The organism is Lishizhenia tianjinensis (assembly GCF_900116425.1).
GTDB lineage: Bacteria > Bacteroidota > Bacteroidia > Flavobacteriales_D > Crocinitomicaceae > Lishizhenia > Lishizhenia tianjinensis.
The window spans coordinates 256,011-279,783 of the sequence record NZ_FPAS01000005.1 but is presented as its reverse complement, the minus strand read 5'-3'; the positions used below and the strand labels follow the sequence as shown (position 1 = coordinate 279,783).

Here is a 23,773-nt window from a genome sequence, read left to right as displayed (position 1 = left end):
ATTATCTAATTCTGATGCGCTGACCGATTTTCAACCTGTCGTAGTTGATGCCAGGGTTTAATTGCTTTAACCTTGCAACAGTCGTACCATTATTACGAGCAATTATCCACAAATTTTCTCCACTTCTCACCTTGTGATAGTCTTCAGTTGACTCCTTTAATTTTGCCAACTCTTCCTCTACAGGTAAATTGTAAATGGCAGAATCTAAAGCGTAGATAGAATCTTCCATCGCTATCCATTCATTTACCTTATTAACAGGAATATTGATACACTGTTTGGGTGAAGTTTTAGGAATGTAACTCGTTTTATAAATAGGATTTACAAACTGAATATCTTCCATAGACCAAGATGTTAGACTATCTATAATATTCATATGAACACCTTGTGATAAACAAACTGTATCCAATTCAAAATCGTAAACTTTTGCTTCGGCTGGAATAATATTGTGCTCTACGTGATAGGTCATCATATAGCTCATGGCTATAAAATTAGGAACATAGGCTTGTGTTTCTCTCGGTAAGTACGGTCTTATTTCCCAGTAAGTTGTTTTTCCTCCTGATCTACGAATGGCTTTATTAACATTTCCCGGACCAGCATTGTATGCCGCTAGAGCCATGTTCCAATCATCATAGGCATTGTACAATCTTTTCAAATAAAGACAAGCGGCCTCTGTGGCCTTCTCCGGATCCATGCGTTCATCGATGTAGGAATTTTCTTCCAATCCGTACTTCTTCCCTGTTCTGTACATGAACTGCCACAATCCTGTAGCACCAACTCTAGATTTAACTTGCGGACGCAATCCACTTTCGATAACCGATAAATACTTTAATTCAAGCGGCATATTGTGGTTAGACAACTTTTCCTCGTACATATCGAAGTAAAGCTTAGACCTACCCAGGGTGATGCTTGTGAATCTTCTTCGGTTTTTGGTGAAGTATTTTAAAGTAGATAATACGGTTGGATTACATGCGTAGTGAAAAGGACTCATCTCATTCATTTCCGCCAAACGCAGACAATAAATAGAATCATCAAACTCAGGTACATGTCCTTCATCGTATCCTAAGGCAGCAACAATAGAATCGTAATTCTCACTGTTGGCCCATTCTTTATAAAACTCTTGCAAGCTTGCGTTTACTGTAGCGATGAATTGCTCACCTTCTAAAATTTCTTGTTGACGTTGAAGGCTATCTTCTGCCTGACCAAAACTAAGGGCAGCAAAAAAAACCGCAGTAAATACAGACCAGCAATATTTTATCATAAAGTTTACTTTTTCATCAAGTGTTCAGCACAAGCCAATAGTTCTTTCTCCTTGTAATGGTCGGCCATAATTTGAATTCCAAATGGCAATCCATTCGAGTGCGTTCCTGCAGGAACAGAAATCGCTGGGTTACCTGCCAAGTTTGCCTGTACTGTAAAGATATCTTGCAAGTACATTTGAATTTGATCTGTAACACTATTTAACTTGAACGCTGTAGACGCCGTTGTTGGTAATATAATGAAGTCGTAATTTGCCAAAATTTCATTGGTTTTATCCTGAATTACTCTTCTTACCTTTTGCGCCTTTGTGTAATAAGAATCGTAGTACTCATTCGATAGAACGAAAGTACCCGACATAATTCTACGTTTCACCTCAGCTCCAAAACCTTCTGTTCTCGACTGCTTGTACGTCGCCTCTACTCCTTTTGCATCCTCACTTCTGTAGCCAAAGTGAACACCGTCAAAACGAGATAAGTTAGAAGAAGCTTCTGCCGTAGTTATAACGTAGTAAGTAGGAACCATCACGTCAAGGTAAGGGAAAGAAACCTCTTCCACTACGTGCCCTTCTGCCTTCAATGCTTCCACTTGTGCGTTAAACGCTGCTCTAATTTCAGGATCCAAACCATCCATCTGAATGGCATCCTTAATTACAGCAAATTTTTTCTTCCCTTCAAAAGAGATATTTGTATAGTCCTCAACGGGCTTAGAAGACGATGTTGAATCGTATTCATCTTCACCAGAAATCACATTCATCACCAATGCAGCATCTTCTACATTGTTTGTAAATGGTCCAATTTGATCAAAAGAAGACGCATAAGCGATCAATCCAAATCTACTTACTCTACCATAAGTTGGCTTTAAACCAACCGTACCTGTAAAGGCCGCAGGCTGACGAATAGACCCTCCTGTATCACTTCCCAAAGTTACCGTACATAAACCTGCTGCGAGAGCAGATGCACTACCTCCTGAAGATCCACCTGGAACATATTCTTCGTTGATTGCATTTCTCACCGGACCGTAGTAAGAAGTCTCATTCGAACTTCCCATTGCGAACTCATCACAATTTAAACGACCAATGATAACTGCATCCTCGTCTAATAATCGTTGTACAACCGTTGCAGAATAAATAGATTCAAATCCTTCTAAAATTCTAGAAGAAGCTGAAACTTTGTGGTCTTTATAACAGATATTGTCTTTTAAACCAACTACCATTCCTGCCAATTTACCCGCAGTTCCGGCCTTGATTTTTGCATCCACCTCTTTGGCCTGAGCCAAAACATCCTCTGTAAACACCTCCAAAAAGGCATTCAAAGATTTTCTGTTTTCTATCTCAGTAAGGTAATGTTGAACAATAGATTCTACTGTTGCACCCTCTTTAAGCGCTAACTTAACTTCTGCAAAAGTTTTGTACATGAAAATTGGTTTGACTATTTGTTTTCTTTAGACTCAGTAGACGTAGAATCGTCTTCTGGGGTATTTGTTGCGTCTTTAAATTCTTTGACTCCCTTCCCTAGTCCTTTCATTAATTCTGGAATTTTTCTTCCTCCGAACAGTAATAAAACAATCACTGCAATTAATATAACTTGGGGCCACCCAATCATTCCTAAAATCATCTTGTCTTAATTTATTTGACGCAAAGTTACGTAATTATCTATAAATTGATAACAAAGTAATGTATCATTCTTGACCTCTCCAAACAATAGGCGAACAGAGTGAAATAATTTTCAGGTTCAGCCAGAGAAAATATTGGCAAACGGCCAGGTGTTTCGCTAAAGTTCACTTGCAAAACGCTGTTTTTACAAACTTCTTATTTCAGCTTCTCAGGTCGCTAAAAACAAAGTCTAAAAACGATCGTTTTGCCGCGCAAAGCTATCACTACACCCCCTGTTTGAATTCTTATCAATACTCTTTACTCATACTCAAAACTGTATTCCACCCCCTGTTTGAAATCTTGTCACTACTCCATACTCTCACTCCACACTATTATTTACCCCCTGTTTGACTCACATAAACCGCAGTGCTTCTTCTTTCTATAAAACATTACTATTTTTACACATTCAAAGAAGTAGATAATGCAAGCAAAAATAAAAATAGAAAAGAAGTTTAATGAAGCCAATGCGCAAGTTCATGTACTGAATGAAAAAAGCGTTAAAAAAGCCTCTCATTTAAGCTTGAGCGGGAAGAAAAATTTTGAGTACTACAAAACTGAAGAAGGATACCTTTTCTACGTTTTAGAAAAAGATGCTGAAAAACTTCGAAAAGTTGGACATCAAATCAGAACCCTTTTAGACAAAGATGTTTTAGAAATTGACATCCACGGAGAAGAAGGTGTTTACCACTTAGCAGAAGGATTACTTTTAAGCAACTACCAATTTTTAAAGTATTTCAAAGACGCCAAAGAAAAAGCGTATTTATTGCAAAAAATCAATTGGATCAACGGAGATAAAAAACAAGCAGAGTATTTAAACAATACCATTAAAGCGGTTTACTGGTCGAGAGATTTGGTAAACGAACCTTTATCTTACCTTACTGCTGAGCAATTGAGTAAGGAAATCGTTGAACGCGGAGAAGAAGCCAACATCTCAGTTAAAGTTTTCAATAAATCTAAAATAGAAAGTTTAAAAATGGGAGGTTTACTGGCTGTAAACAAAGGATCTATTGATCCACCAACATTTACCATTTTAGAATACAAGCCCAAAAAGGCTAAAAATAAAAAGCCTATTGTTTTAGTAGGTAAAGGTGTGGTGTACGATACAGGAGGTTTAAGTTTAAAACCAACAGCGCACTCTATGGATATCATGAAAAGTGATATGGGTGGAGCAGCTTGTATCGTGGGTACTATCTACGCCATGGCGTTAAACAAAGCCGAGCACCACGTTATTGGATTAATTCCAGCTACAGATAATAGACCGGGACAAAACGCTTACGCACCAGGCGATGTAATTACGATGTTCGATGGAACAACTATCGAAGTTTTGAACACAGACGCTGAAGGTCGTTTACTTTTAGGAGATGCACTTGCTTACGCCAACAAGTACGAACCAGAATTGGTAATTGACGCTGCTACTTTAACCGGAGCTGCCGTTAGAGCCATTGGTCAGAAAGCAGCTTGTGTGATGGGGAATGCAGACGATGCTATTTTGTCCAAATTAGAAAAAGCAGGTACAGAGGTTCATGAGCGCTTGGTTCGTTTCCCTTTCTGGGATGACTATGCTGAACAATTGAAATCGAGCATAGCGGATATGAAAAACTTAGGTGGACCGTATGCAGGTATGATTACCGCGGGTAAATTCTTAGAGCACTTCGTAAAATACCCTTACGTACATATAGATATTGCCGGACCAGCTTTCTTGGAATCGAAAGAAGATTACAAAGGTTTGGGTGGAACCGGAACAGGAGTTCGTTTATTACAACACTTCTTTAAAAACGAGTATTAAAATGGAGAAACAGGAAAAAGAAAAATTAATTTCTACACGTGAACCTATACGCGTTGGAATTACCCTTGGTGATATCAATGGTATTGGACCAGAAGTTATCATCAAAGCCTTGGGTGACCCACGTATTCTTACGGAGTGTACTCCGGTTATCTACGGTTCTAGCAAGACTATTTCTTACCATAAAAAAGCCATTAACGATAAAAACTTCAACTTCACACGCATAGAGGATGCAAAAGATATACATCACAAAAAAATCAATGTGGTTAGTTGTTGGAGCGAGGTGGTTAACATCACTTTAGGAAAATCTAATGAGGTGGGTGGTCAATACGCTTTCAAATCTTTAGAAAGAGCAACAGAAGATTTAGCCGCTGGTAAGGTGGATGTTTTGGTTACTGCCCCTATTTCAAAAGAAGCCATACAACAAGCTGGTTTTAAATTCCCCGGACATACAGAATATTTAGCAGATATGTCAGGCGAAAAAGAAGCTTTGATGATGATGGTTTCTGACAAGTTACGCGTGGCTTTAGTTACGAGTCACATTGCCTTAAAAGATGTAAGCACTACCATCACCACAGAAGGTATTTTAGCTAAAATCAAGGAGCTTAACAACAGTTTGAAAAAGGACTTTGGTATCGTTCGCCCAAGAATTGCGGTATTAGGTTTAAACCCTCATGCCGGTGAAAAAGGAAAAATGGGAACAGAAGAAAGTGAAATCATTAACCCAGCAATACAAGCTGCGAACAATGAAAAGATTTTAGCTTTCGGTCCTTTCCCTGCTGATGGTTTCTTTGGCTCAAGCAATTACACACAATACGATGCTATTTTAGCCATGTATCACGATCAAGGATTAACGCCTTTTAAAGCAATTGCCTTTAATAGCGGTGTAAATTTTACAGCGGGCTTGCCCATCGTAAGAACATCTCCAGATCACGGTACTGCCTTCGATATTGCAGGACAAGATAAAGCGGATGAAGCATCTTTTAGAGAGGCCATCTATTTGGCTATGGATGTTTACCGCACCAGAGATTTTATAAAGGAAATCAACAAAGATCCTTTAGCTATTTCAGAGCCAAAACCCTACAAAGGAAAAGGCCGAGATAGAGAATAAGGTGTTATAAATTAGAATAATAATCCTAAGTTTTAAAAATGAAGTGTAGATAATCATTTTATTTTTATAACTTTGCACACCAATTTTTGAACGATGAGAAGTTCGAAGAATAAATTTATTGTTCCTTTTGAAGGGTTAAAAGTCGGTTTTCACGACTTTGAATTTGACATTACGGACGAGTTCTTTGAAGATTTAGAATACTCTATTATTAAGGCTGGAAAGCTTTTAGTAGAGATGGAGCTGGAGAAAAAGGAAACCATGCTTATTGCAAATTTCGTGGTTGATGGAAACGTTGACGTAGAATGTGCAAGATGTAATGATCCTTTAGAAGAGTATATCTACGGTGAGTACAGGATAGTTTTCAAATTCGGAACTGAAATCAGTGACGATGAAAATTTAATTGTACTTGAGCCGAATGAATACGAATTGCATTTAGCCCCTATTATTTATGAATTAATGACAATTTCACTACCAACAAGATCTGTTCATGACGACGGAGATTGTAACGAAGAAATGATAGCATTAATAGATGAATATTCTATAGTCGAAGAAGAAGATTTGAAAGAAGACGACGACTTGGAAGACGATAACGACGACGACGATAATGACGACGACGACGATATAGATCCAAGGTGGTCAGCATTAAAGAATTTAAATTAAACGTTTTAAATAAATAAAGTAAAATGGCACATCCAAAAAGAAGAACGTCAACAACAAGACGTGACAAGAGAAGAACGCACGTAAAAGCAGTTGCTAACAACATCGCTACTTGTCCAACTACTGGTCAGCCGCATTTGTTCCACCGTGCATTTTGGCACGAAGGGAAACTTTACTACAAGGGTAGAGTAATCGCTGAAAAAGAAGTTGCGGTATAATTACCGTTGAAGTGAATTAAATCATTTCATTTCCTGATGAAGATAGGATTAGATATTATGGGAGGAGATTTTGCTCCAGAAGCCAACGTTTCTGGAGCGATCCTCGCCAATAAAGAACTTCCTCAGGACACAAGCATCGTTTTATTCGGCGACCAAGATGTGGTACGCGAAAAATTAGTTGAATTAGGTGGCAACCCGGATGACTTCGAGATTGTCCATGCCCCTGATGTAATTACTATGCACGATCATCCGACGCGTGCAATTCCTCAAAAACCAAACAGTACAATTTCCAAAGGTTTCGACCTTTTGGCATCTGGAGAAATCCAGGCCTTCGCTAGCACCGGTAACACTGGGGCTATGCTCGTTGGTGCCATTTACAAAGTGAATGCTGTTCCGGGAATTATTAGACCGTGTATTACATCTACCATTCCTAATATAAAAGGAGGTAACTCTTTAATATTAGACGTGGGTGCGAATGCCGATTGTAAACCAGATGTATTGTATCAATTTGCCATTTTAGGATCTATGTATGCCAAAGAAGTATATGGTATAGAAAACCCTAAGGTTGGTTTATTGAACATCGGTGAGGAAGAAACTAAAGGTAACTTGCTAACGCAGTCTGCCTTTAAACTTATGCAGGATACTACAGACTTTAATTTTACCGGCAACATAGAAGGTAGAGATATCTTTACTGGAAAAGTTGACGTAATTGTTTGTGATGGATTTACGGGCAACGTGGTTCTAAAGCAAGCAGAAGGTTTGTTTGGTCTTATGCAAAAGCGAGGTTTGCGCGACGAATATTTTGACCGTTTCAACTACGAAAATTACGGAGGTACTCCAATTTTAGGGGTGAATTCTAACGTAATTATCGGACATGGAATATCAAATGATATTGCGGTTAAAAATATGTTGTTACATTCGTACGATGTAACAAAGTCAAAGCTTACTGACAAAATTAAAGAAGCAATTAACTAGTATGGGGAAAATTACTGCAGCTATTACAGGTGTTCAAGGGTATTTACCAGAGCACGTGTTAACGAACAAGGATTTAGAAAAACTTGTTGATACGAACGACGAGTGGATAACTACTAGAACTGGAATTAAAGAGAGGCGTATTGCAAAAGATCAGTCTACATCAGACATGGCAGCAGAAGCTGTTAAAGGATTATTAGCAAAGACCAACAACACTCCAGAAGACATAGATCTTGTCATCGTTGCTACAGTAACACCAGACTACCCTTTCCCTTCTACAGCAAATGTTGTATGTGATAAAGTAGGAATGAGCAACGCATGGGGGTATGACCTTAAGGCAGCTTGTTCTGGATTCTTATATGCCATCACAACAGGAGCAAAGTTCATAGAATCTGGACATCACAAAAAGGTTATCGTTATAGGAGTAGATAAAATGTCATCTATCATAGATTATGAAGACAGAGCTACTTGTGTAATTTTCGGAGATGGAGCTGGTGCAATTTTGCTAGAGCCAAACGAAGAAGGTAACGGTGTGGTTGATTCTATTTTAAGAAGTGACGGATCGGGAAGAAAATATTTAATACAACCGGCTGGTGGATCAGTTAACCCACCTTCACATGAAACGGTAGACAAACGCATGCACTACGTTCACCAAGAAGGAAAACAAGTGTTTAAGTTTGCGGTTACCAACATGGCGGAGGTTTCTGCAGAAATCATGGAAAAGAATAATCTTTCAAGTGATGATGTAGATTGGTTAGTACCTCACCAAGCCAACTTACGTATTATAGATGCCACAGCAAACAGAATGGGCTTACCAAAAGAGAAGGTTATGATTAACATACAAAAGTATGGTAACACTACTGCAGGTACCTTGCCTCTATGTTTGTGGGATTGGGAACCACAATTGAAAAAGGGAGATAACATTATCTTATCAGCCTTTGGAGGTGGATTCACTTGGGGTGCCGTTTACTTGAAATGGGCCTACAATTCATAAAATTCATTAAATTTATTCTAAAATAAATTCATAAACCCATGAATCTTACAGAAGTACAAGATCTTATTAAGTTCGTTTCTAAATCAGGTGTAACCGAGGTAGAAATCGAAAAAAAAGACTTCAAAATTACCATCAAGTCTGAAGGTAAGAAATCGAAAAGACTAGAAGAACAACAAATAATAGTACAAGCAGCTCCTGCTCCTGTAGCAGCGGCACCAGCGCCTGTAGCAGCAGTTGCAGCTCCTGCAGCAGCTCCAGCGGCTCCAGCTCCAGCAGCAGAAGATAACTTAATCACTGTGAAGTCACCAATGATTGGTACTTTCTACCGTGCATCTTCTCCAGATAAGCCACCTTTCGTAGAGGTTGGTCAGAGCATTAAGCCTGGTGATAACATCTGTATTATCGAAGCGATGAAATTATTCAACGAAATCGAAGCAGAAGTTTCTGGTAAAATTGTTAAGGTATTGGTAGACGACGCTACTCCTGTTGAGTACGATCAACCATTATTCTTGGTAGAGCCAGCTTAGTACATTATTAATCCCTTTTAAACCCAAAAGGCATGTTTAAGAAAATTCTTATAGCCAATAGGGGCGAGATTGCTTTGCGTGTAATTCGTACATGTAAAGAAATGGGTATTAAAACTGTTGTAGTTTATTCAACTGCAGATAAAGACAGTTTGCCCGTTCGTTTCGCCGATGAGGCAGTTTGTATTGGTCCAGCACCATCTTCAGACTCTTATTTACAGATACCAAATATTATTGCTGCTGCAGAAATTACAAATGCAGACGCAATACACCCAGGGTACGGATTCTTATCTGAAAACTCTAAGTTCTCTAAAGTTTGTGAAGAGCACGATATTAAATTTATCGGTGCTACACCAGAACAAATTGACGGAATGGGTGATAAAGCTTCAGCTAAAGCTACCATGCAAAAAGCTGGAGTACCTGTTATTCCAGGATCTGACGGATTGTTAAAAGACGTTGAAGATGCGAAGAAAACAGCCAAGAAAATTAAATACCCAGTTATCTTAAAAGCTACTGCCGGTGGTGGTGGTAGAGGTATGCGTATTGTTTGGAAAGAAGAAGATATCGAAGCTAATTGGGATTCTGCTAGAAAAGAATCAGCAGCTGCTTTCGGTAACGACGGAATCTACATGGAGAAATTCATTGAAGAACCTCGTCACATTGAAATCCAAATTGCCGGTGATCAAACTGGAAACGCTTGTCACCTTTCTGAAAGAGACTGTTCTATTCAACGTCGTCACCAAAAATTGGTAGAAGAAACTCCTTCTCCTTTTATGACAGATGAGTTGAGAGAGCGTATGGGTGAAGCTGCCATTAAAGCAGCAAAAGCAGTAAAATACGAAGGTGTTGGTACAGTTGAATTCTTAGTAGATAAGAACAGAGACTTCTACTTCATGGAAATGAACACACGTATCCAGGTAGAGCACACAATTACTGAAGAGGTAATTAACTTCGACTTGATTAAAGAACAAATTAAATTAGCTGCAGGAGAGAAGATTTCTGGAAAGAACTACTTCCCACAATTGCACGCTATCCAATGTAGAATCAATGCTGAAGATCCTGCAAACGACTTCAGACCATCTCCAGGTAGAATTACAGATTACCATTCACCAGGTGGACACGGAGTGAGAATTGATACACACGTTTACGCGGGTTACCAAATTCCACCTCACTACGATTCTATGATCTCTAAATTAATCACAGTAGCTCAAACAAGAGAAGAGGCTATTTTGAAAATGAAGAGAGCATTGGAAGAATACGTTATTGACGGAGTTAAAACTACGATTCCTTTCCATTTAAAATTAATGGATAACGAAGATTTCAAAGCTGGTAATTTTACCACTAAGTTCATGGAAACTTTTGAATACTAGAAAATTCCTTATCATTTATAAACTCTCGTTCTTAGAACGGGAGTTTTTTTTTGCCCATGATTCCTTATCACTATCTGAAATTATTAACTTCAAGGCATAAATTCATGCCATGAACAAGCTCAGTCAATTTTATAAATTTGATGGATACATCCTCTTGTATTCCCTGTTCATGAGTCTTTATATAATGTACCTGTGTACATCTGGTTTGGACTTTTCCATGACCTCTTTAAACGAGCTATACATTGGCGAGGCAACGAAACATGCCGTAAACATAGGTGCGAGGTCATCAATAATCTATAAGAGTTTATTTGTTTTTCTACCCTCCTTTTTGCTTTCATACTACCTATACAGTAGATTTCTTCGTGAAAGAATCAATAGAAATTTAATCTTTTTAAGTACTGTAGGTTCTTTGCAGATTTTGATAACTGCTTTAGACATAGACAACACTAAAACTATACACCTATTTTTCTATGTCTTTTTGTTCATTTCCTTCCTCCTCTCCATCCCTTTAAACCAAACCATTAAAGAGAAATTAGCAGGAAAAAGATTAGCCGCTTATAACGTAGTACTCTGTTTATTAATCATCTATACTTTTCAATTTCTATTTCCTTCACATACCTGGATCAATCAAAACACCTCGATTACTTTTATTTCCTTGTTTATTCTATTTTGTTGCTTTCCACTTATTTTTGGTAGACAAGGTTATGGTAAGTTTCAACCTTACTTTATAAGCATAGCTGCCAGTCCAATCCTGGTATTTTTAGCCATAGAATTTGACGTCAACGATGTGTTTAGCTTTGGATATAAAAAGATATTCTTCACTCTTTTCCTTACATCCATCCTGCTACTTTTACTTTTAAAGAAATTCTTAAAGTTCAATTTCCCTCAAACTGATACGGGACTAAAATATTTCCTCATACCTGCTTTACTCCTCTTCTTTGTAATGAGTTTGAGGTATACGCCTTTCATCTCCACATTGCCTGAATTTTTCGAGCTTGCCAATCCGGCAAATGCTTTAATGAACATATTCAATTATAAGGAAATTCCTTTCTTAGACTTCATGAGTTCGCACATGTTCTCGGAGCAAGGTTACGGTATACTCTTCACACTTTTTAACGGCTACAGTGCTGATGTCTCCTTTTATACCTACGTGTTTTTTAACGACATCATTGGAATACTTGTGCTATACTACTTCTTAAATAAAGCTTTCAATAAACCCATTTACAGCTTAGCCTTTATACTCACATTTCCTTTCCTCTATTACTTCGTATATCCGCCAATATTTTTAGGAATTTTAGCCCTCTTCCAAATTATAAAAGTGGTTGATAAACAAAGTGTGAAAAATTACTTCTTCTTTTTCTTCTTACTTTTCATACTCATCCTTTGGCGTTTAGATACAGGTGTTGCCACCTTATTTACTTCTCTCGTTTTTCTTCCATTGTTTATATTTATCAAGCGTGCCAAGGTAATCTATCGCAACCTTATTTTTGCCCTTCTATATTTCCTAGGAATGTTAACGATACTGGTTCTTGCAGCCGTTTTATTGCGCTCTGGTGAATACGTTTTTAATAACTTCTTAAGTGCTTTACATTATGTAAAAGGGAGTCAGGCCCACGGCTACGCACAAATCAAAAACATAGAACAACATCAATACTATATCTACCACATATTCTTTCCTATTATTGCCGCAGTTGCGAGTATTGTTTCCGTATTTAAGCTCAGGCTAGAAAAGAACAGATATTTACTTTTTTCCCTTTTTACTTTCCTCCTCTATTTTGCCAATATTCAAAGAGGACTGGTTCGTCATGGTTTTGCCGAGCAAAAAGAATTTTACCTGATCAGCGTCTTTTACCTTGCCCTTACCTTATTCCTCATTGGAATTATCAATAAAAAGAACATTAAAGAAATACTTTTCTATTCCCTAGGTTTTGTGCTCGTTCTCTTTACCAAATTTTTCAATTTTCACCCTCAACAAACGGATCTTGAACGTAGTTTAAGCAACAGTACCTTCTATCAACTCCCCTCACTTTTTGCCCAGCAACCTACAACACGAGTAATTGGACAAGAAGAATTTGCTCAAAAACATTACGCCCAACTCAAGTCTTTCTTCGACAGCAATTTAAGTGAGGAACAAAGTTTTATTGACTTCTCGAACACGCCTATGCTTTACTTCTACACAGAAAGAAAGTCTCCTGGCTACTTCAACCAAAATTTACAGAATACCATAGACGATAAAACTCAGCTTCATTTGCTCCAAGAACTAACAACTAAGGAATATCCTTATGTTATTTATGGTCACGTACCCAGAAATTGGTTTGATAAAACAGACGGTATAGACAACACGATACGCTATTACTTACTTTCTGAATATATACATACCAACTATGTTCCTAGAGGTATAGTACAGGGTTATTCCATTTGGGTAGCAAAGAGTAGCGTTGAGAAGAAATCCAAACTACCTAAAGATACATTAGTTGATGCGCCACAAAACTATGATTATGGTTATATGGCTGGACTCATAGGTACGTATTACTCGCTCCACCCCGCAGATTACTTAACTAGCTCAGACCTTAAAAGTGATGAGCTTGACGACAGATCTACGCGAATAATTTTGGATGAGCAACAAAGCAACCACAGCAGTGTTTACCTCGAACTTAATTTTCAAAACGCATCCAATGAACAACATTTCAGGATAGAAATGAAGGATAGCTCTCAGCAAAATATCGGTTCCTTCCTCTTCAAAACACGCACAGATATAGGAAATAGATACCTGCTAAGACTTTCGAATCATTATCTTTGGCATAGCCGTGAAGTTTCTGAAATCATTGTGAAGTCTGAACAAAATTTCACCTTAGAACAAGTACGACTATTAAAAGACTCAAGAATTGAAGACAAAACAACAACTTCTCATAGATAACCTGATTGCCAAACCCCTGGCTTTCTTGTTAAACTTTTTAGTTCGTTTGTTGGGTCAAATTCTAAACATAGACCATAACTTACACAAAGAACTCGATTGCATCGTTGTGTGTAAATTCAAGGGAATGGGGAGTATAATTCAAGCCACTCCTCTATTAGATGCCCTCCGACAACAGCACCCCAATGCCGAAATCATCTTTGTTTCCACCAATGCCAATACTGCAATTTTAAAGAGAATTGATACGATAGATACCATTTACACCATTAATGACAAGGGTATTTTTCCACTCTTAAAATCTTTGACCACTACTCTTCTAAAACTTATTAGAAAAAGACCGGATGTATATATAGACTTAGAGATCTACTCTAATTTCTCCACACTTGTCACCCTCCTTTCTTTGGCAAAGAACCGTGTAGGATATTACCTCAGGTCAAGTTCTTTTAAGATGGGAATTTACACCCACATGATGTATTTCAATACGAAAATTCCTGTTTCTGAAAGCTATTTGCAAATTGCTCGACTCTTTGGGAAAGACTTCAACTCAACGGAATTATATCCCTTAGCCAAAGGTATTGCAGGTTCATATACTCCCCCGAAAGAAGGAAGATACATAGTTATCAACCCCAATGCCTCTGACTTGCGTTTGGAAAGAAGGTGGGGACGTAAGAACTATAAATTTTTAATCGAGCAATTGTTGTTGCAATATCCAGCGTATACAATTTACTTGGTGGGGAGTCCAAACGAAAGACCTTACACGGAGAAAGTAATTGAGGATATTACACATGAGAACTTGATCAATCTGGCAGGAAAAACATCCATCAACGAACTTATTTCACTTATAGCAGGTGCTGCATTTATGGTGACCAATGATACGGGACCCATGCACATTTCTTTTGCAGTGAACACTCCTACCATTTGCTTATTCGGTCCTTGTTCTCCCGATCAATACGGACATTTTTCGAATGCCAAGATCATTTTCAAAGATGTGTTTTGCAGTCCGTGTGTACACGAATTTAGTATTTCACCGTGTAAGGGAAACAATACCTGTATGCAATTGATAGAAGTATCTGAAGTACTCAAAGCGGTGAAAGAGGTACATGAAAATGGTTCTTTTCCTCTCCGCAGAAATGAAGTATTGGAAGGCATGAAGTACAAACATGGCGATGCCATTTTGGGCTTAGTAAGAAGATAGGATACCCTTTTATTCCTCTACAAGTTCCTCTGTATTACAAAATCCATAAATTCCCAATTTCAGTCCTCTTTACCCTGTATTTTTCTTCCTTGTAATTCGGCCATTATCATTACTTTTACACAAAATTTTTGTTATGGATATTTTAGTAAGTGCACACAGTGGTTTAAGGTATATAGCTTTACTTCTTTTGGTGATAGCTGTTGTTAACGCAATAGGAAACAAAACAAAAGGAGAATACTTGAAAAAGGATAAAATGATTAACCTTTTCACCATGATCACCATGCACATTCAACTTTTAATTGGTTTGGTATTGTACATTAACTTTTGGATTTCAAAAGTTCCAGCAGGTGCTGCTATGAAAATGCCTTTCCGTTTTTACACCGTTGAGCACATATTCATGATGATAATTGCTATCGCATTAATTACGATAGGAAGAAAGAAAGCAGAGAAAGAAGGATTGGCTGGTTTTAACAAACACCGTTTAATCCGTAACTTTTATGGCTTAGCATTGATCATTATTTTCTTTGCTATTCCATGGCCATTTTTAAGAGAAGGAATAGGAGCAGGATGGTTTTAAGAACACTGTTATTGAGTGCTTTTTTGGGTTTAGTTGCCTGTAATTCTTCGGAAACGGTAGATCTAAATGCAGCGCCCAAACCTGCTGAAAGCGGTCAGAAATTATACAAAAAATACTGTCAAAGTTGTCACGGTAAAACCGGCGATGCCCGCAGAGGCAATGCTGCTGATTTAACAACGAGCACAATGACAGACGCTCAAGTTCGCAATGTGATTTTAAATGGAAATGACAAAGGAATGATGGGCTACAAAAACTTGTTTGAAACAGAGGCTGAATTAGACTCTTTAGTACAACACGTTTTTACATTAAGAACAAAATAAGCGAGTATATTTTACATGGAGATTGGTTTAATAAACAAAGAGGTTGAAGGCGAAAAAGCGGTGTTGGTTGGAGTTATTTCTCAAGATCAAACCGAGCAAGAAGCGAATGAATATTTGGATGAATTAGAGTTTTTAGCAGAGACTGCAGGAGCTGTAACACACCAAAAATTCTTACAAAAGCTTACGGTTCCCAATCCTAAAACCTTTCTCGGATCAGGTAAAATAGAAGAGGTAAAAGAATACGTCAATGCCCATGACATAGACATGGTTATTTTCGACGATGATCTTTCTCCTTCGCAGTTGCGTAACGTTGAACGTATTTTGGAAGTGAAGATCTTGGATAGGTCTAACCTTATCTTAGATATTTTTGCCAGCAGAGCAAGAACTTCTCACGCCAAAACTCAAGTAGAGTTAGCACAATACCAATACTTATTGCCTCGATTAACCCGAATGTGGACGCACCTTGAGCGTCAAAAAGGGGGAATTGGTATGCGTGGACCTGGGGAAACGCAGATAGAAACGGATAGACGTATCATCAACACCAAAATTGCTTTACTTAAAAAGAAATTAGAGGCCATAGACAAACAAAAGGCAGTTCAACGTGGAAACCGCGGGCAATTAGTTCGTGCCGCATTGGTAGGATATACCAACGTAGGTAAGAGTACCATCATGAACATGTTGAGTAAGTCTGAGGTATTTGCCGAAAATAAACTCTTCGCAACTTTAGATACTACGGTAAGAAAAGTGGTGATAGAAAACTTGCCTTTTTTACTTTCAGACACCGTTGGATTCATCCGTAAATTGCCTCACCAATTGGTAGAATCGTTTAAATCTACTTTAGACGAGGTAAGAGAGTCTGATGTGTTGATACACGTACTAGACATTTCTCATCCCAACTTCGAAGATCACTTCAATGTGGTCAATGAAACTTTGGCGGAAATAGATAAGGAAGACAAGCCGGTAATCTTGGTTTTCAATAAAATTGATGCCTACACTTATGTTCCACAAGACGAAGATGATTTGTCTGAAAAGAAACCAGAAAACTACAGTTTAGAGGAGCTTAAAAAACAATGGATGGCGAAAATGAACGATACCAAATGTGTGTTTATTTCGGCCCAAGACAAGGAGAACATTGAAGAATTAAAAAGCGTGATTTACGAAGAGGTAAAAACGATTTTTGAGAAACGTTATCCGTATCACAACTTCTTGTACTAAGCAATTCTAGGCACACCTAAAATAAGCCATGGCTATCAACGTTAAAATGTAAACAACTTTTGTTGATTCTTACTTTCTGCAAGGTTATTTCCTTTTATTTCGTAGCATGGTGAAGCGACTTTTTAAAATCTTCAAATGGACAGTGGGTATAGTGGTTACACTTATGCTCTTGATCAGTGCTGCACTTGTCATTTTTAAAGATGACATAAAGCGTTATGCCATCCAGGAGTTGAACCTTCACCTCAACAAAAAACTTCACGTTAGCTATATAGATGTTACTTTGTGGAAGACTTTCCCTTCCCTTTCTTTAGATTTTGATGATGTTTTGATACATGACAAATTCGGAGAGGAGCAAAAGTTAGACACCACACTTTATGCTAAAAAACTGAGTTTGCGCTTCAACCCTATGGACTTTTTAGAAAGTAACTATACGGTAAAAAGTATCATCCTTAAAAAGGGAATCATTAACCTCAAAGTGGATGAGCAAAATCGTGTGAACTACGATTTATTGAAACCCACAGAGGGCGAAAGTTCTGAAAACTTCGAGTTCTCCTTGGAGAAGATAAAATTGGATGACACTGATTTTTCTTATCAAAACGACATCACTAAACAATACTATGCTTCACACTTAGATCAACTGAACCTTTCGGGAGAATTCAGTGCCACCAAGTACACCATGCAGGCGCAAACCGATATGATGGTGAAGCAAATCAAGCGAGAAGCGCTTACTTTGATTAGTAACAAACGCGCCAATTGCAACATAGCTATTTCCATGAATACAGAAGATGATATCTTCGAAATTGTAAATGCCGATGTAAAAATTCAAAACCTCCCTTTCCACGTAGAAGGAAGGGTGAGTCCGGATAGTATACGCTTTGCCATCAATGCTAAAAAATTAAACCTTACAGATGTTGCCAACAACTTTACTTTGGCGCAATTGAACACCGTAAAAGAGCTTAACGGTAATGGGGATGTAAGCTTCGATTTGGAATTAATAGGTTTAAATAAAACGGATGCCAACCTGAACATACACGCCGGATTTAGCATACAAAATGGGAGCTTGGCCAATACTACCTTTAGTCTTTCTAACATAGATGCGCGAGGAAAATATACCAGCGATGCCAACACCAGTGAGTTGGAACTGGAAAAACTTCATTTCCTCTCCTCTGGAAGTGCCTTTGATGCGCAACTTAAAATTAGCGATTTTGACAAACCATTGATACGTGGAAACGCCAAAGGAGCCATTAATCTTGCTGCCGTACACACCCTATTTGGTCCCTTTGGTTTACAAGATCTAGAAGGAAATCTTGATGTAAATAGTGCTTTCAATTTACGCATGAATAACCCTGTTTACAACCCAAAAGATTTGAGTATTTACGCCTTGAAAGGAAATATACACTTGAAAAACATTACGGCTCAATTCTTAAACGACACCCGTATCTTTAAAAATATTAACGGTGAAATTGGGGTAAGAAATGAAGAGGCCGTTATAAAGAATTTGTATTTAACCATAGGTGAATCCGACTTCAACATTAGCGGAGAATTGAACAACATTGCAGGGTATTTTAAAGGAACGGAAACCTTGTTTATTGATGCCTATACGCGCAGTAAAAACATAAATGTAGATGACTTCTCTTCTACAGGAGGTAGCATGACAGAGGCGAGTAGAAGTTGGTTGCTCCCTACAAAAATTAAGGGTAATGTTACAGTAAATGCAGCAGAAATTAAATATGGAGGTCATACCTACTCAGACATTACAACACGCATGCGTTTAACCGATAGATCATTGGAGTTTTCTCACTTAAAAGGTAGAAATGCCGGAGCTGATATCTCAGGAAACGTACTGGTCACTGAGAAAAACCCTTCAGTACTTACTGTATCTACCGATCTTTACTCTAACAACATACGCTTTGCCCCTTTATTTAAGGAATGGAACAACTTTGAGCAAACGGTGATTGCAGCTGAGAACATACAAGGTATTGCTAAAATAAAACTGAAGTTTACAGCTCCTTTCGACCTCATCACAGGATTGAACAAAGATTTGATAGCAAGTACCTTAGACATAGAAATTGAAGACGGTGCATTATACAACGTAGAAACGTTTAAGGAAATTACGGCCAGCATTAAATCTACTTCCGCTACACTTTTAATTTCTCCGCAGAAAATAAATGCCTTTGAAGCCAAGTTGTTGAATTTGAAATTCAATAAGATGAGTAATCAGGTAATTATTAGAGACGGTAAGCTTTACATCCCTGAAATGAAAATTGAAAGTAATGCTTTGGACGTTTTGGTATCAGGTGAGCACAGTTTCAACAACGATATCGATTACCATTTCGACTTTAGGTTTAGAGAAATAAAGGGGAAGAACAAACAAACCGAATTTGGTGAAGTGGTGGATGACGGAACTGGATTTAGGGTCTATCTGCGTATGTATGGAAACATAGACGACCCTTCTTATGCTTGGGATAAAGATGCCCAGAAAAAAGACAGGGAAGAGAAAAGACAAGAAGAAATCAACACGGCCAAATCTATCTTGAAATCAGGTTTTGGTATCAATAAAAAAGATACTACTATTTTGGAGTATACCGTTGACCACGGTCCAAAAGAAGAAATTACCTTGAGTTTTGATACCGACACTTTAGCTCCTCCTGAAGAGAAGGAAGAAGAGAAGAAGAAATCTAAATTTCAGTTGAAACTGGAACAACTTAAGGAGCAGAATGAGAAGGAAAACGAGGTTGAATTCCAAATTGGTCAATAAGTTTATTCTCTTTACTTTAATCCCCTAATTGAACTCCTTGGAAAAAAAGAACATGCTCAAAAAGCACCCGTGGTCTGTACTACTTTCATTTGTAGTAATGATCAGTGCCCTTGTTACCATTTTAAGTGAATCCAAATGGAAGAATGAAGGTGGTTACGCTTTTTCTGACGCCGGTGGTTACTATACCTACTTACCCGCTGCCTTTATACATCATTCCTTTGCTTTTGATACAGAACAAAGCTTAAAACACGCCGGACTTAAATACACAGAGGACGAAAAACCCTTTATCAAATACACCATGGGTACAGCCTTTTGTTATACCCCCGGTTTTATAGTGGCACATGCTTTTGCATCATTTTTTAAGCTAGAAGCTGACGGTTATAGTTTACCTTATCAAATTGCTTTTATCTGTACGGCACTTTTCTTCTTGTTTTTAAGTCTGCGCCTTTCCATAAAAATACTAGCAAGGTACTACCAAGATACAACCATAGCTTTGACTATGTTGATCGTGTTTTTAGGAAGCAATTACTTTCACTACGCCACGAGTTATTTAAGCTATTCACACATCTATAGTTTCTATTTCATTCTACTTTTTATTGATAGATGTATACAAGCTCTGGAACAGTTGAACTGGAAAAATGCTCTGTATGCTGGTTTTGCTTTTGGGATGATGTCTTTGATACGTCCAGTGGATGCAATTTTCCTTTTATTCCCAATACTATATGGCGTAGATAGTGTTAAAGCGTTTAAGAAACGTATAACTTATTTATTTGGTCATATTTGGCAACTTTTACTCGCCATATGCACGGCAGTTTTGATCTGGATTCCGCAACTGATTTACAACTATAGCATCTTTGAGAAAGTTACCATTAACACCTATAAGGGAGAACAGTTTTTCTTCTTTGACCCAGAGCTATGGAACATACTTTTCAGCTTTAACAATGGTTGGCTCATCTATACCCCCTTGATGATTTTCGGCGTGTTTGGATGCATCTACTTCTTGCGTAAAAAAGAATTTTCTTGGTTGCTCATTAGTGCTGTTTACATCTATGTATTGAGTGCCTGGTGGTGTTGGTGGTATGTTGGTTTTGGAAACAGGGCTTTTGTAAATCTCTATGCCCTCTTGCTAATTCCACTTGCACATTTCATTGCACAGTTACGCAAAGGTAAACTGACTTTTTATCCCTTCTTGGTACTTCTAGCCTGTGGGGTTGGACTCAATTTGTTTCAGACCTACCAATTCGAAAAGGACATTCTTCGGTATGAAGCCATGACCTTTGAAAGTTACAAGCACGCCTGGGGGAAAACAGGAAACTCTTTCGAGTTTTATGATCTATTGGAAAAATACGATACCGATTATGCTTTAGCGGGTAAGAACGTACGTCATACCTGGACCTATGATACTTTGGCCATTTTAACTCCCGAGCAGTTTCAGGACTTTTACCTTTCTAAAGAGGAGATGTACAAAGGAGATTTTAAGTTTTTTATTCCTGGTACCAATGCCATACGCATATCGGCCATTTGCGACGAAAGTCTTGACGGACTCTCCACCTATTTGAGACTAATAGATACAAGCAATATTACAAAAGATGAATACGGAACAGCTCCTGCATCTAGCTACAATACTGACCAAATCAAGCTCAATTTTTACTACAGGTTTAGATTTAATAATATAGCGCCTAGCGACAGTTTTCATTTGTTTCTCTACAATCCAGATCATCTTCAAGGTCATATAGAAGAACTTAAAATATATGCCTTACATGCTAAAGATAGTTTGGTATTTGAATAAAGTATAGATTAATACCTGGTAGGGATAGCAATGGAAACCCCGCAGCTTAGAAAGGTTTTGAAACACCTTGCAACAAAGCGACCTTGGAAGCTTTGCATGCTGGGTTTGTTGAAGACCTTTATAAGTGAGGAGTTGCAATGGATAGCCCGTAAAACCAGCCATAAAAAAACCGCCTCCTATTGCTAGAAAGCGGTCTTTATTTATTTTCTTTTCAACTTATGGAAGTTGTGTATATCCCATATTATACAGCGTAAAGGCAAAGATATCTGCATACTGCTCTATGGTTTTGCTCACGGGTGTTCCTGCTCCGTGTCCCGCATTTGTTTCTATACGAATTAACACTGGATTAGCACCACTTTGCTTGTCTTGCAACTCAGCTGCAAACTTGAAACTGTGCGCCGGTACCACTCTATCGTCGTGATCTCCTGTAGTTACCATGGTTGCTGGGTATTCAGATCCTTTTACTACGTTGTGCACTGGAGAATAACCTAACAGGTAGTTGAACATTTCCTCGCTTTGGTCTGACGTACCGTAATCGTAAGCCCAACCTGCACCTGCTGTAAAGGTGTGGTAGCGCAACATATCCAATACACCTACCGCTGGCAATGCCACTTTCATTAAGTTAGGACGCTGCGTCATTGTAGCCCCAACCAATAATCCTCCGTTAGAACCCCCTCTAATTGCAAGGTAATCTGAAGAAGTATAGTTTTTCTCAATTAAGAATTCTGCCGCTGCAATGAAATCGTCGAATACATTTTGTTTTTGCATTTGCGTTCCTGCATCGTGCCATTTCTTACCGTATTCTCCTCCACCTCTTAAGTTAGGAACTGCGTATACACCACCCATTTCTAACCAAGCTGCGTTTCCTATGCTGAAAGAAGGTGTTAAACTCACGTTGAAACCTCCGTAACCGTAAAGGATGGTTGGGTTTTTACCGTTCATTTCCGTTCCTTTTTTGTAGGTAATGATCATCGGCACTTTTGTTCCATCTTTAGAAGTATAGAACACTTGTTCGCTTACATAATCATCTGCGTTGAAATCAACAGCAGGCTTTTTGTATACCTCTGAAGTTCCATCTTTAGGATCAAACACAAAGCTTGTTCCTGGTGTTTTGTAGTTAGAGAAAGAGTAGTATAATACTTCTGCATCTTTCTTACCTCCGAAACCACCAGCTGTTCCTAAGCCTGGTAATTCAATTTCTCTGATCAATTTCCCATCGTAATCGTATTGTTTCACTTGAGAAACCGCGTCTACCATATAAGTTGTAAAGATGTAACCTGCACCTGTTGAAACGCTCAATACATTTTCAGTTTCTGGAATGAAATCTACCCAGTTTTCGCTTGCTGGATTGTTAGCATTCACGGTAACCACCTTCTTATTTGGTGCGCCCATGTTGGTAACAATGTACAATAATGAATCTTTGTTATCCATTACGTAAGAATCGTTATCGAAGTGATTGACCATAGTCACCAAAGGTGCATCTTTGATGGTCAAATCTTTCATGAACAATTTGTTTCCTGAGGTAGATTCTTGACAAGAGATGAAAAGGTATCTGTTATCCTCAGAAACATCGGCTCCTACATATCTGTATTTTTCACCCGGGTTTCCACCAAACACCAATTGATCTTGCGACTGTGGCGTTCCTAACTTGTGGTAATATACTTTGTGGTGATCTGTTTTTGCTGAAAGCTCACTTCCTTTTGGCTTGTCGTAAGAAGAATAATAGAACCCTTCATTCCCCAACCAAGAAATACCGCTGAATTTAACGTCAACAATAGTATCTTCTATGATATTTTTAGACGCCACATCAATCACGATGACCTTACGCCAATCGCTTCCTCCTTCTGAGATAGAGTAAGCTAATTTCTCTCCATTTTTAGAGAAGCTCAATCCTCCTAAAGAGGTTGTTCCATCTTCGCTGAATTTATTCGGATCTAAGAACACCTCATCTTCGCCTTCTTCGTTTACTTTGTAGATGACGTATTGGTTTTGGAGTCCGTTATTCTTGTAATAATAGGTATTCTCTCCTTCCTTAAACGGCGAACCAATTTTCTCGTAGTTCCACAATTCTTCCAAGCGCTTTTTGATTTTGTCTTTGAAAGGAATTTCGTTGAGGTAAGCAAAGGTATGTTTGTTTTGTGCCTTCACCCATTCTGCCGTTTCGGCGCTCATATCGTCCTCCAACCAGCGGTAAGGATCTTTTACGGTAGTCCCGAAATAGGTATCGGTACTATCTACTTTCTTCGTTTCCGGATATTGCATTGTTGCTATTTCTTCTTTCGGTTGTTCTGGCTGTTCACACGCAAAAAGCGTAAGCATGGCCAAGGAACCCATTAGCGTTTTTTTCATGTTCTTAAGTTTTATAGTTGGACTAAAATAAGCAAAGAAGTAAGAAGTGGCGGTAGAAAAAGGTTGAGTGGTTTATTTACTATCACCGATGCTCCCAATAATTATCGGGATGAGCTATA

The 23,773-nt window shown here is 38.3% G+C and carries 19 protein-coding genes; 15 read left to right on the top strand and 4 right to left on the bottom strand.

What is annotated here, in order from left to right:
- Window position 1 precedes the first annotated feature (1 nt).
- The 3 genes from BM327_RS13995 to BM327_RS13985 are packed head-to-tail and all read right to left on the bottom strand — an operon-like array spanning window position 2 to window position 2,870.
- Complete coding sequence (locus BM327_RS13995) at window positions 2-1,258, bottom strand: lytic transglycosylase domain-containing protein (RefSeq protein ID WP_090252013.1); 1,257 nt, start codon at window positions 1,256-1,258, stop codon at window positions 2-4.
- Between the two features lie 5 nt (window positions 1,259-1,263).
- Window positions 1,264-2,670, bottom strand: a complete 1,407-nt coding sequence (gene gatA / locus BM327_RS13990) for an Asp-tRNA(Asn)/Glu-tRNA(Gln) amidotransferase subunit GatA (RefSeq protein WP_090252010.1) — start codon at window positions 2,668-2,670, stop codon at window positions 1,264-1,266.
- Window positions 2,671-2,684: 14 nt separating this feature from the next.
- Window positions 2,685-2,870, bottom strand: coding sequence for a Sec-independent protein translocase subunit TatA/TatB (locus BM327_RS13985; protein WP_090252006.1), 186 nt, complete (start codon window positions 2,868-2,870; stop codon window positions 2,685-2,687).
- A gap of 459 nt (window positions 2,871-3,329) precedes the next feature.
- Between BM327_RS13985 and BM327_RS13980 the strand changes: the two genes are divergently transcribed.
- The 15 genes from BM327_RS13980 to BM327_RS13910 all read left to right on the top strand — a co-directional run bounded on the left by BM327_RS13980 (window position 3,330) and on the right by BM327_RS13910 (window position 21,305).
- On the top strand, window positions 3,330-4,694 hold the full coding sequence (locus BM327_RS13980; protein ID WP_090252002.1) for a leucyl aminopeptidase family protein: 1,365 nt from the start codon (window positions 3,330-3,332) through the stop codon (window positions 4,692-4,694).
- A gap of 1 nt (window position 4,695) precedes the next feature.
- Window positions 4,696-5,802 carry a 4-hydroxythreonine-4-phosphate dehydrogenase PdxA gene (gene pdxA, locus BM327_RS13975; protein ID WP_090251998.1) on the top strand — a complete coding sequence of 369 codons (1,107 nt, stop codon included), beginning with the start codon at window positions 4,696-4,698 and terminating at the stop codon, window positions 5,800-5,802.
- 93 nt (window positions 5,803-5,895) lie between these two features.
- Window positions 5,896-6,462: a YceD family protein gene (locus tag BM327_RS13970; RefSeq protein WP_090251994.1), complete on the top strand. Its 567-nt coding sequence runs from the start codon at window positions 5,896-5,898 to the stop codon at window positions 6,460-6,462.
- A gap of 23 nt (window positions 6,463-6,485) precedes the next feature.
- Window positions 6,486-6,677 (top strand): 50S ribosomal protein L32, encoded by a 192-nt coding sequence (rpmF, locus tag BM327_RS13965; RefSeq protein WP_090251990.1) that lies wholly within the window; start codon window positions 6,486-6,488, stop codon window positions 6,675-6,677.
- A 36-nt stretch (window positions 6,678-6,713) separates the two neighbouring features.
- The gene (gene plsX, locus BM327_RS13960) at window positions 6,714-7,652 is read left to right on the top strand and encodes a phosphate acyltransferase PlsX (RefSeq protein WP_090251987.1); all 939 of its coding nucleotides are present in this window, start codon (window positions 6,714-6,716) and stop codon (window positions 7,650-7,652) included.
- Window position 7,653: 1 nt separating this feature from the next.
- Entirely contained in the window at window positions 7,654-8,643 is a 990-nt protein-coding gene (locus BM327_RS13955; protein WP_090251982.1) for a beta-ketoacyl-ACP synthase III, read from the top strand.
- A 38-nt stretch (window positions 8,644-8,681) separates the two neighbouring features.
- Window positions 8,682-9,170, top strand: a complete 489-nt coding sequence (accB, locus tag BM327_RS13950; RefSeq protein ID WP_090251978.1) for an acetyl-CoA carboxylase biotin carboxyl carrier protein — start codon at window positions 8,682-8,684, stop codon at window positions 9,168-9,170.
- A gap of 32 nt (window positions 9,171-9,202) precedes the next feature.
- Window positions 9,203-10,537, top strand: a complete 1,335-nt coding sequence (gene accC / locus BM327_RS13945; RefSeq protein ID WP_090251976.1) for an acetyl-CoA carboxylase biotin carboxylase subunit — start codon at window positions 9,203-9,205, stop codon at window positions 10,535-10,537.
- Window positions 10,538-10,646: 109 nt separating this feature from the next.
- A complete protein-coding gene (locus tag BM327_RS13940) occupies window positions 10,647-13,454 on the top strand; it encodes a hypothetical protein (RefSeq protein ID WP_139230402.1) in 2,808 nt (935 codons plus the stop codon).
- Window positions 13,423-14,646: a glycosyltransferase family 9 protein gene (locus BM327_RS13935; RefSeq protein ID WP_090251968.1), complete on the top strand. Its 1,224-nt coding sequence runs from the start codon at window positions 13,423-13,425 to the stop codon at window positions 14,644-14,646. Before BM327_RS13940 ends, BM327_RS13935 begins: the two co-directional genes overlap by 32 nt.
- Before the next feature lie 133 nt (window positions 14,647-14,779).
- Window positions 14,780-15,223 (top strand): hypothetical protein, encoded by a 444-nt coding sequence (locus tag BM327_RS13930; RefSeq protein WP_090251965.1) that lies wholly within the window; start codon window positions 14,780-14,782, stop codon window positions 15,221-15,223.
- 11 nt (window positions 15,224-15,234) lie between these two features.
- Window positions 15,235-15,543: a c-type cytochrome gene (locus BM327_RS13925; RefSeq protein WP_170853771.1), complete on the top strand. Its 309-nt coding sequence runs from the start codon at window positions 15,235-15,237 to the stop codon at window positions 15,541-15,543.
- Between the two features lie 15 nt (window positions 15,544-15,558).
- The gene (hflX, locus tag BM327_RS13920; RefSeq protein WP_090251959.1) at window positions 15,559-16,758 is read left to right on the top strand and encodes a GTPase HflX; all 1,200 of its coding nucleotides are present in this window, start codon (window positions 15,559-15,561) and stop codon (window positions 16,756-16,758) included.
- Window positions 16,759-16,864: 106 nt separating this feature from the next.
- Complete coding sequence (locus BM327_RS13915; protein WP_090251954.1) at window positions 16,865-19,516, top strand: AsmA-like C-terminal region-containing protein; 2,652 nt, start codon at window positions 16,865-16,867, stop codon at window positions 19,514-19,516.
- A 52-nt stretch (window positions 19,517-19,568) separates the two neighbouring features.
- Window positions 19,569-21,305: a hypothetical protein gene (locus tag BM327_RS13910; protein ID WP_139230401.1), complete on the top strand. Its 1,737-nt coding sequence runs from the start codon at window positions 19,569-19,571 to the stop codon at window positions 21,303-21,305.
- Window positions 21,306-21,521: 216 nt separating this feature from the next.
- On the opposite strand, the gene BM327_RS13905 is transcribed toward BM327_RS13910, so the two are convergent.
- The gene (locus BM327_RS13905) at window positions 21,522-23,654 is read right to left on the bottom strand and encodes a prolyl oligopeptidase family serine peptidase (protein ID WP_090251946.1); all 2,133 of its coding nucleotides are present in this window, start codon (window positions 23,652-23,654) and stop codon (window positions 21,522-21,524) included.
- Window positions 23,655-23,773: the final 119 nt, after the last annotated feature.

Coding starts and splice junctions, on each gene's coding strand:
- BM327_RS13995 (WP_090252013.1), bottom strand. CDS start 1,258: ATGATAAAATATTGCTGGTCTGTATTTACTGCGGTTTTTTTTGCTGCC.
- gatA (WP_090252010.1), bottom strand. CDS start 2,670: ATGTACAAAACTTTTGCAGAAGTTAAGTTAGCGCTTAAAGAGGGTGCA.
- BM327_RS13985 (WP_090252006.1), bottom strand. CDS start 2,870: ATGATTTTAGGAATGATTGGGTGGCCCCAAGTTATATTAATTGCAGTG.
- BM327_RS13980 (WP_090252002.1), top strand. CDS start 3,330: ATGCAAGCAAAAATAAAAATAGAAAAGAAGTTTAATGAAGCCAATGCG.
- pdxA (WP_090251998.1), top strand. CDS start 4,696: ATGGAGAAACAGGAAAAAGAAAAATTAATTTCTACACGTGAACCTATA.
- BM327_RS13970 (WP_090251994.1), top strand. CDS start 5,896: ATGAGAAGTTCGAAGAATAAATTTATTGTTCCTTTTGAAGGGTTAAAA.
- rpmF (WP_090251990.1), top strand. CDS start 6,486: ATGGCACATCCAAAAAGAAGAACGTCAACAACAAGACGTGACAAGAGA.
- plsX (WP_090251987.1), top strand. CDS start 6,714: ATGAAGATAGGATTAGATATTATGGGAGGAGATTTTGCTCCAGAAGCC.
- BM327_RS13955 (WP_090251982.1), top strand. CDS start 7,654: ATGGGGAAAATTACTGCAGCTATTACAGGTGTTCAAGGGTATTTACCA.
- accB (WP_090251978.1), top strand. CDS start 8,682: ATGAATCTTACAGAAGTACAAGATCTTATTAAGTTCGTTTCTAAATCA.
- accC (WP_090251976.1), top strand. CDS start 9,203: ATGTTTAAGAAAATTCTTATAGCCAATAGGGGCGAGATTGCTTTGCGT.
- BM327_RS13940 (WP_139230402.1), top strand. CDS start 10,647: ATGAACAAGCTCAGTCAATTTTATAAATTTGATGGATACATCCTCTTG.
- BM327_RS13930 (WP_090251965.1), top strand. CDS start 14,780: ATGGATATTTTAGTAAGTGCACACAGTGGTTTAAGGTATATAGCTTTA.
- hflX (WP_090251959.1), top strand. CDS start 15,559: ATGGAGATTGGTTTAATAAACAAAGAGGTTGAAGGCGAAAAAGCGGTG.
- BM327_RS13915 (WP_090251954.1), top strand. CDS start 16,865: ATGGTGAAGCGACTTTTTAAAATCTTCAAATGGACAGTGGGTATAGTG.
- BM327_RS13910 (WP_139230401.1), top strand. CDS start 19,569: ATGCTCAAAAAGCACCCGTGGTCTGTACTACTTTCATTTGTAGTAATG.
- BM327_RS13905 (WP_090251946.1), bottom strand. CDS start 23,654: ATGAAAAAAACGCTAATGGGTTCCTTGGCCATGCTTACGCTTTTTGCG.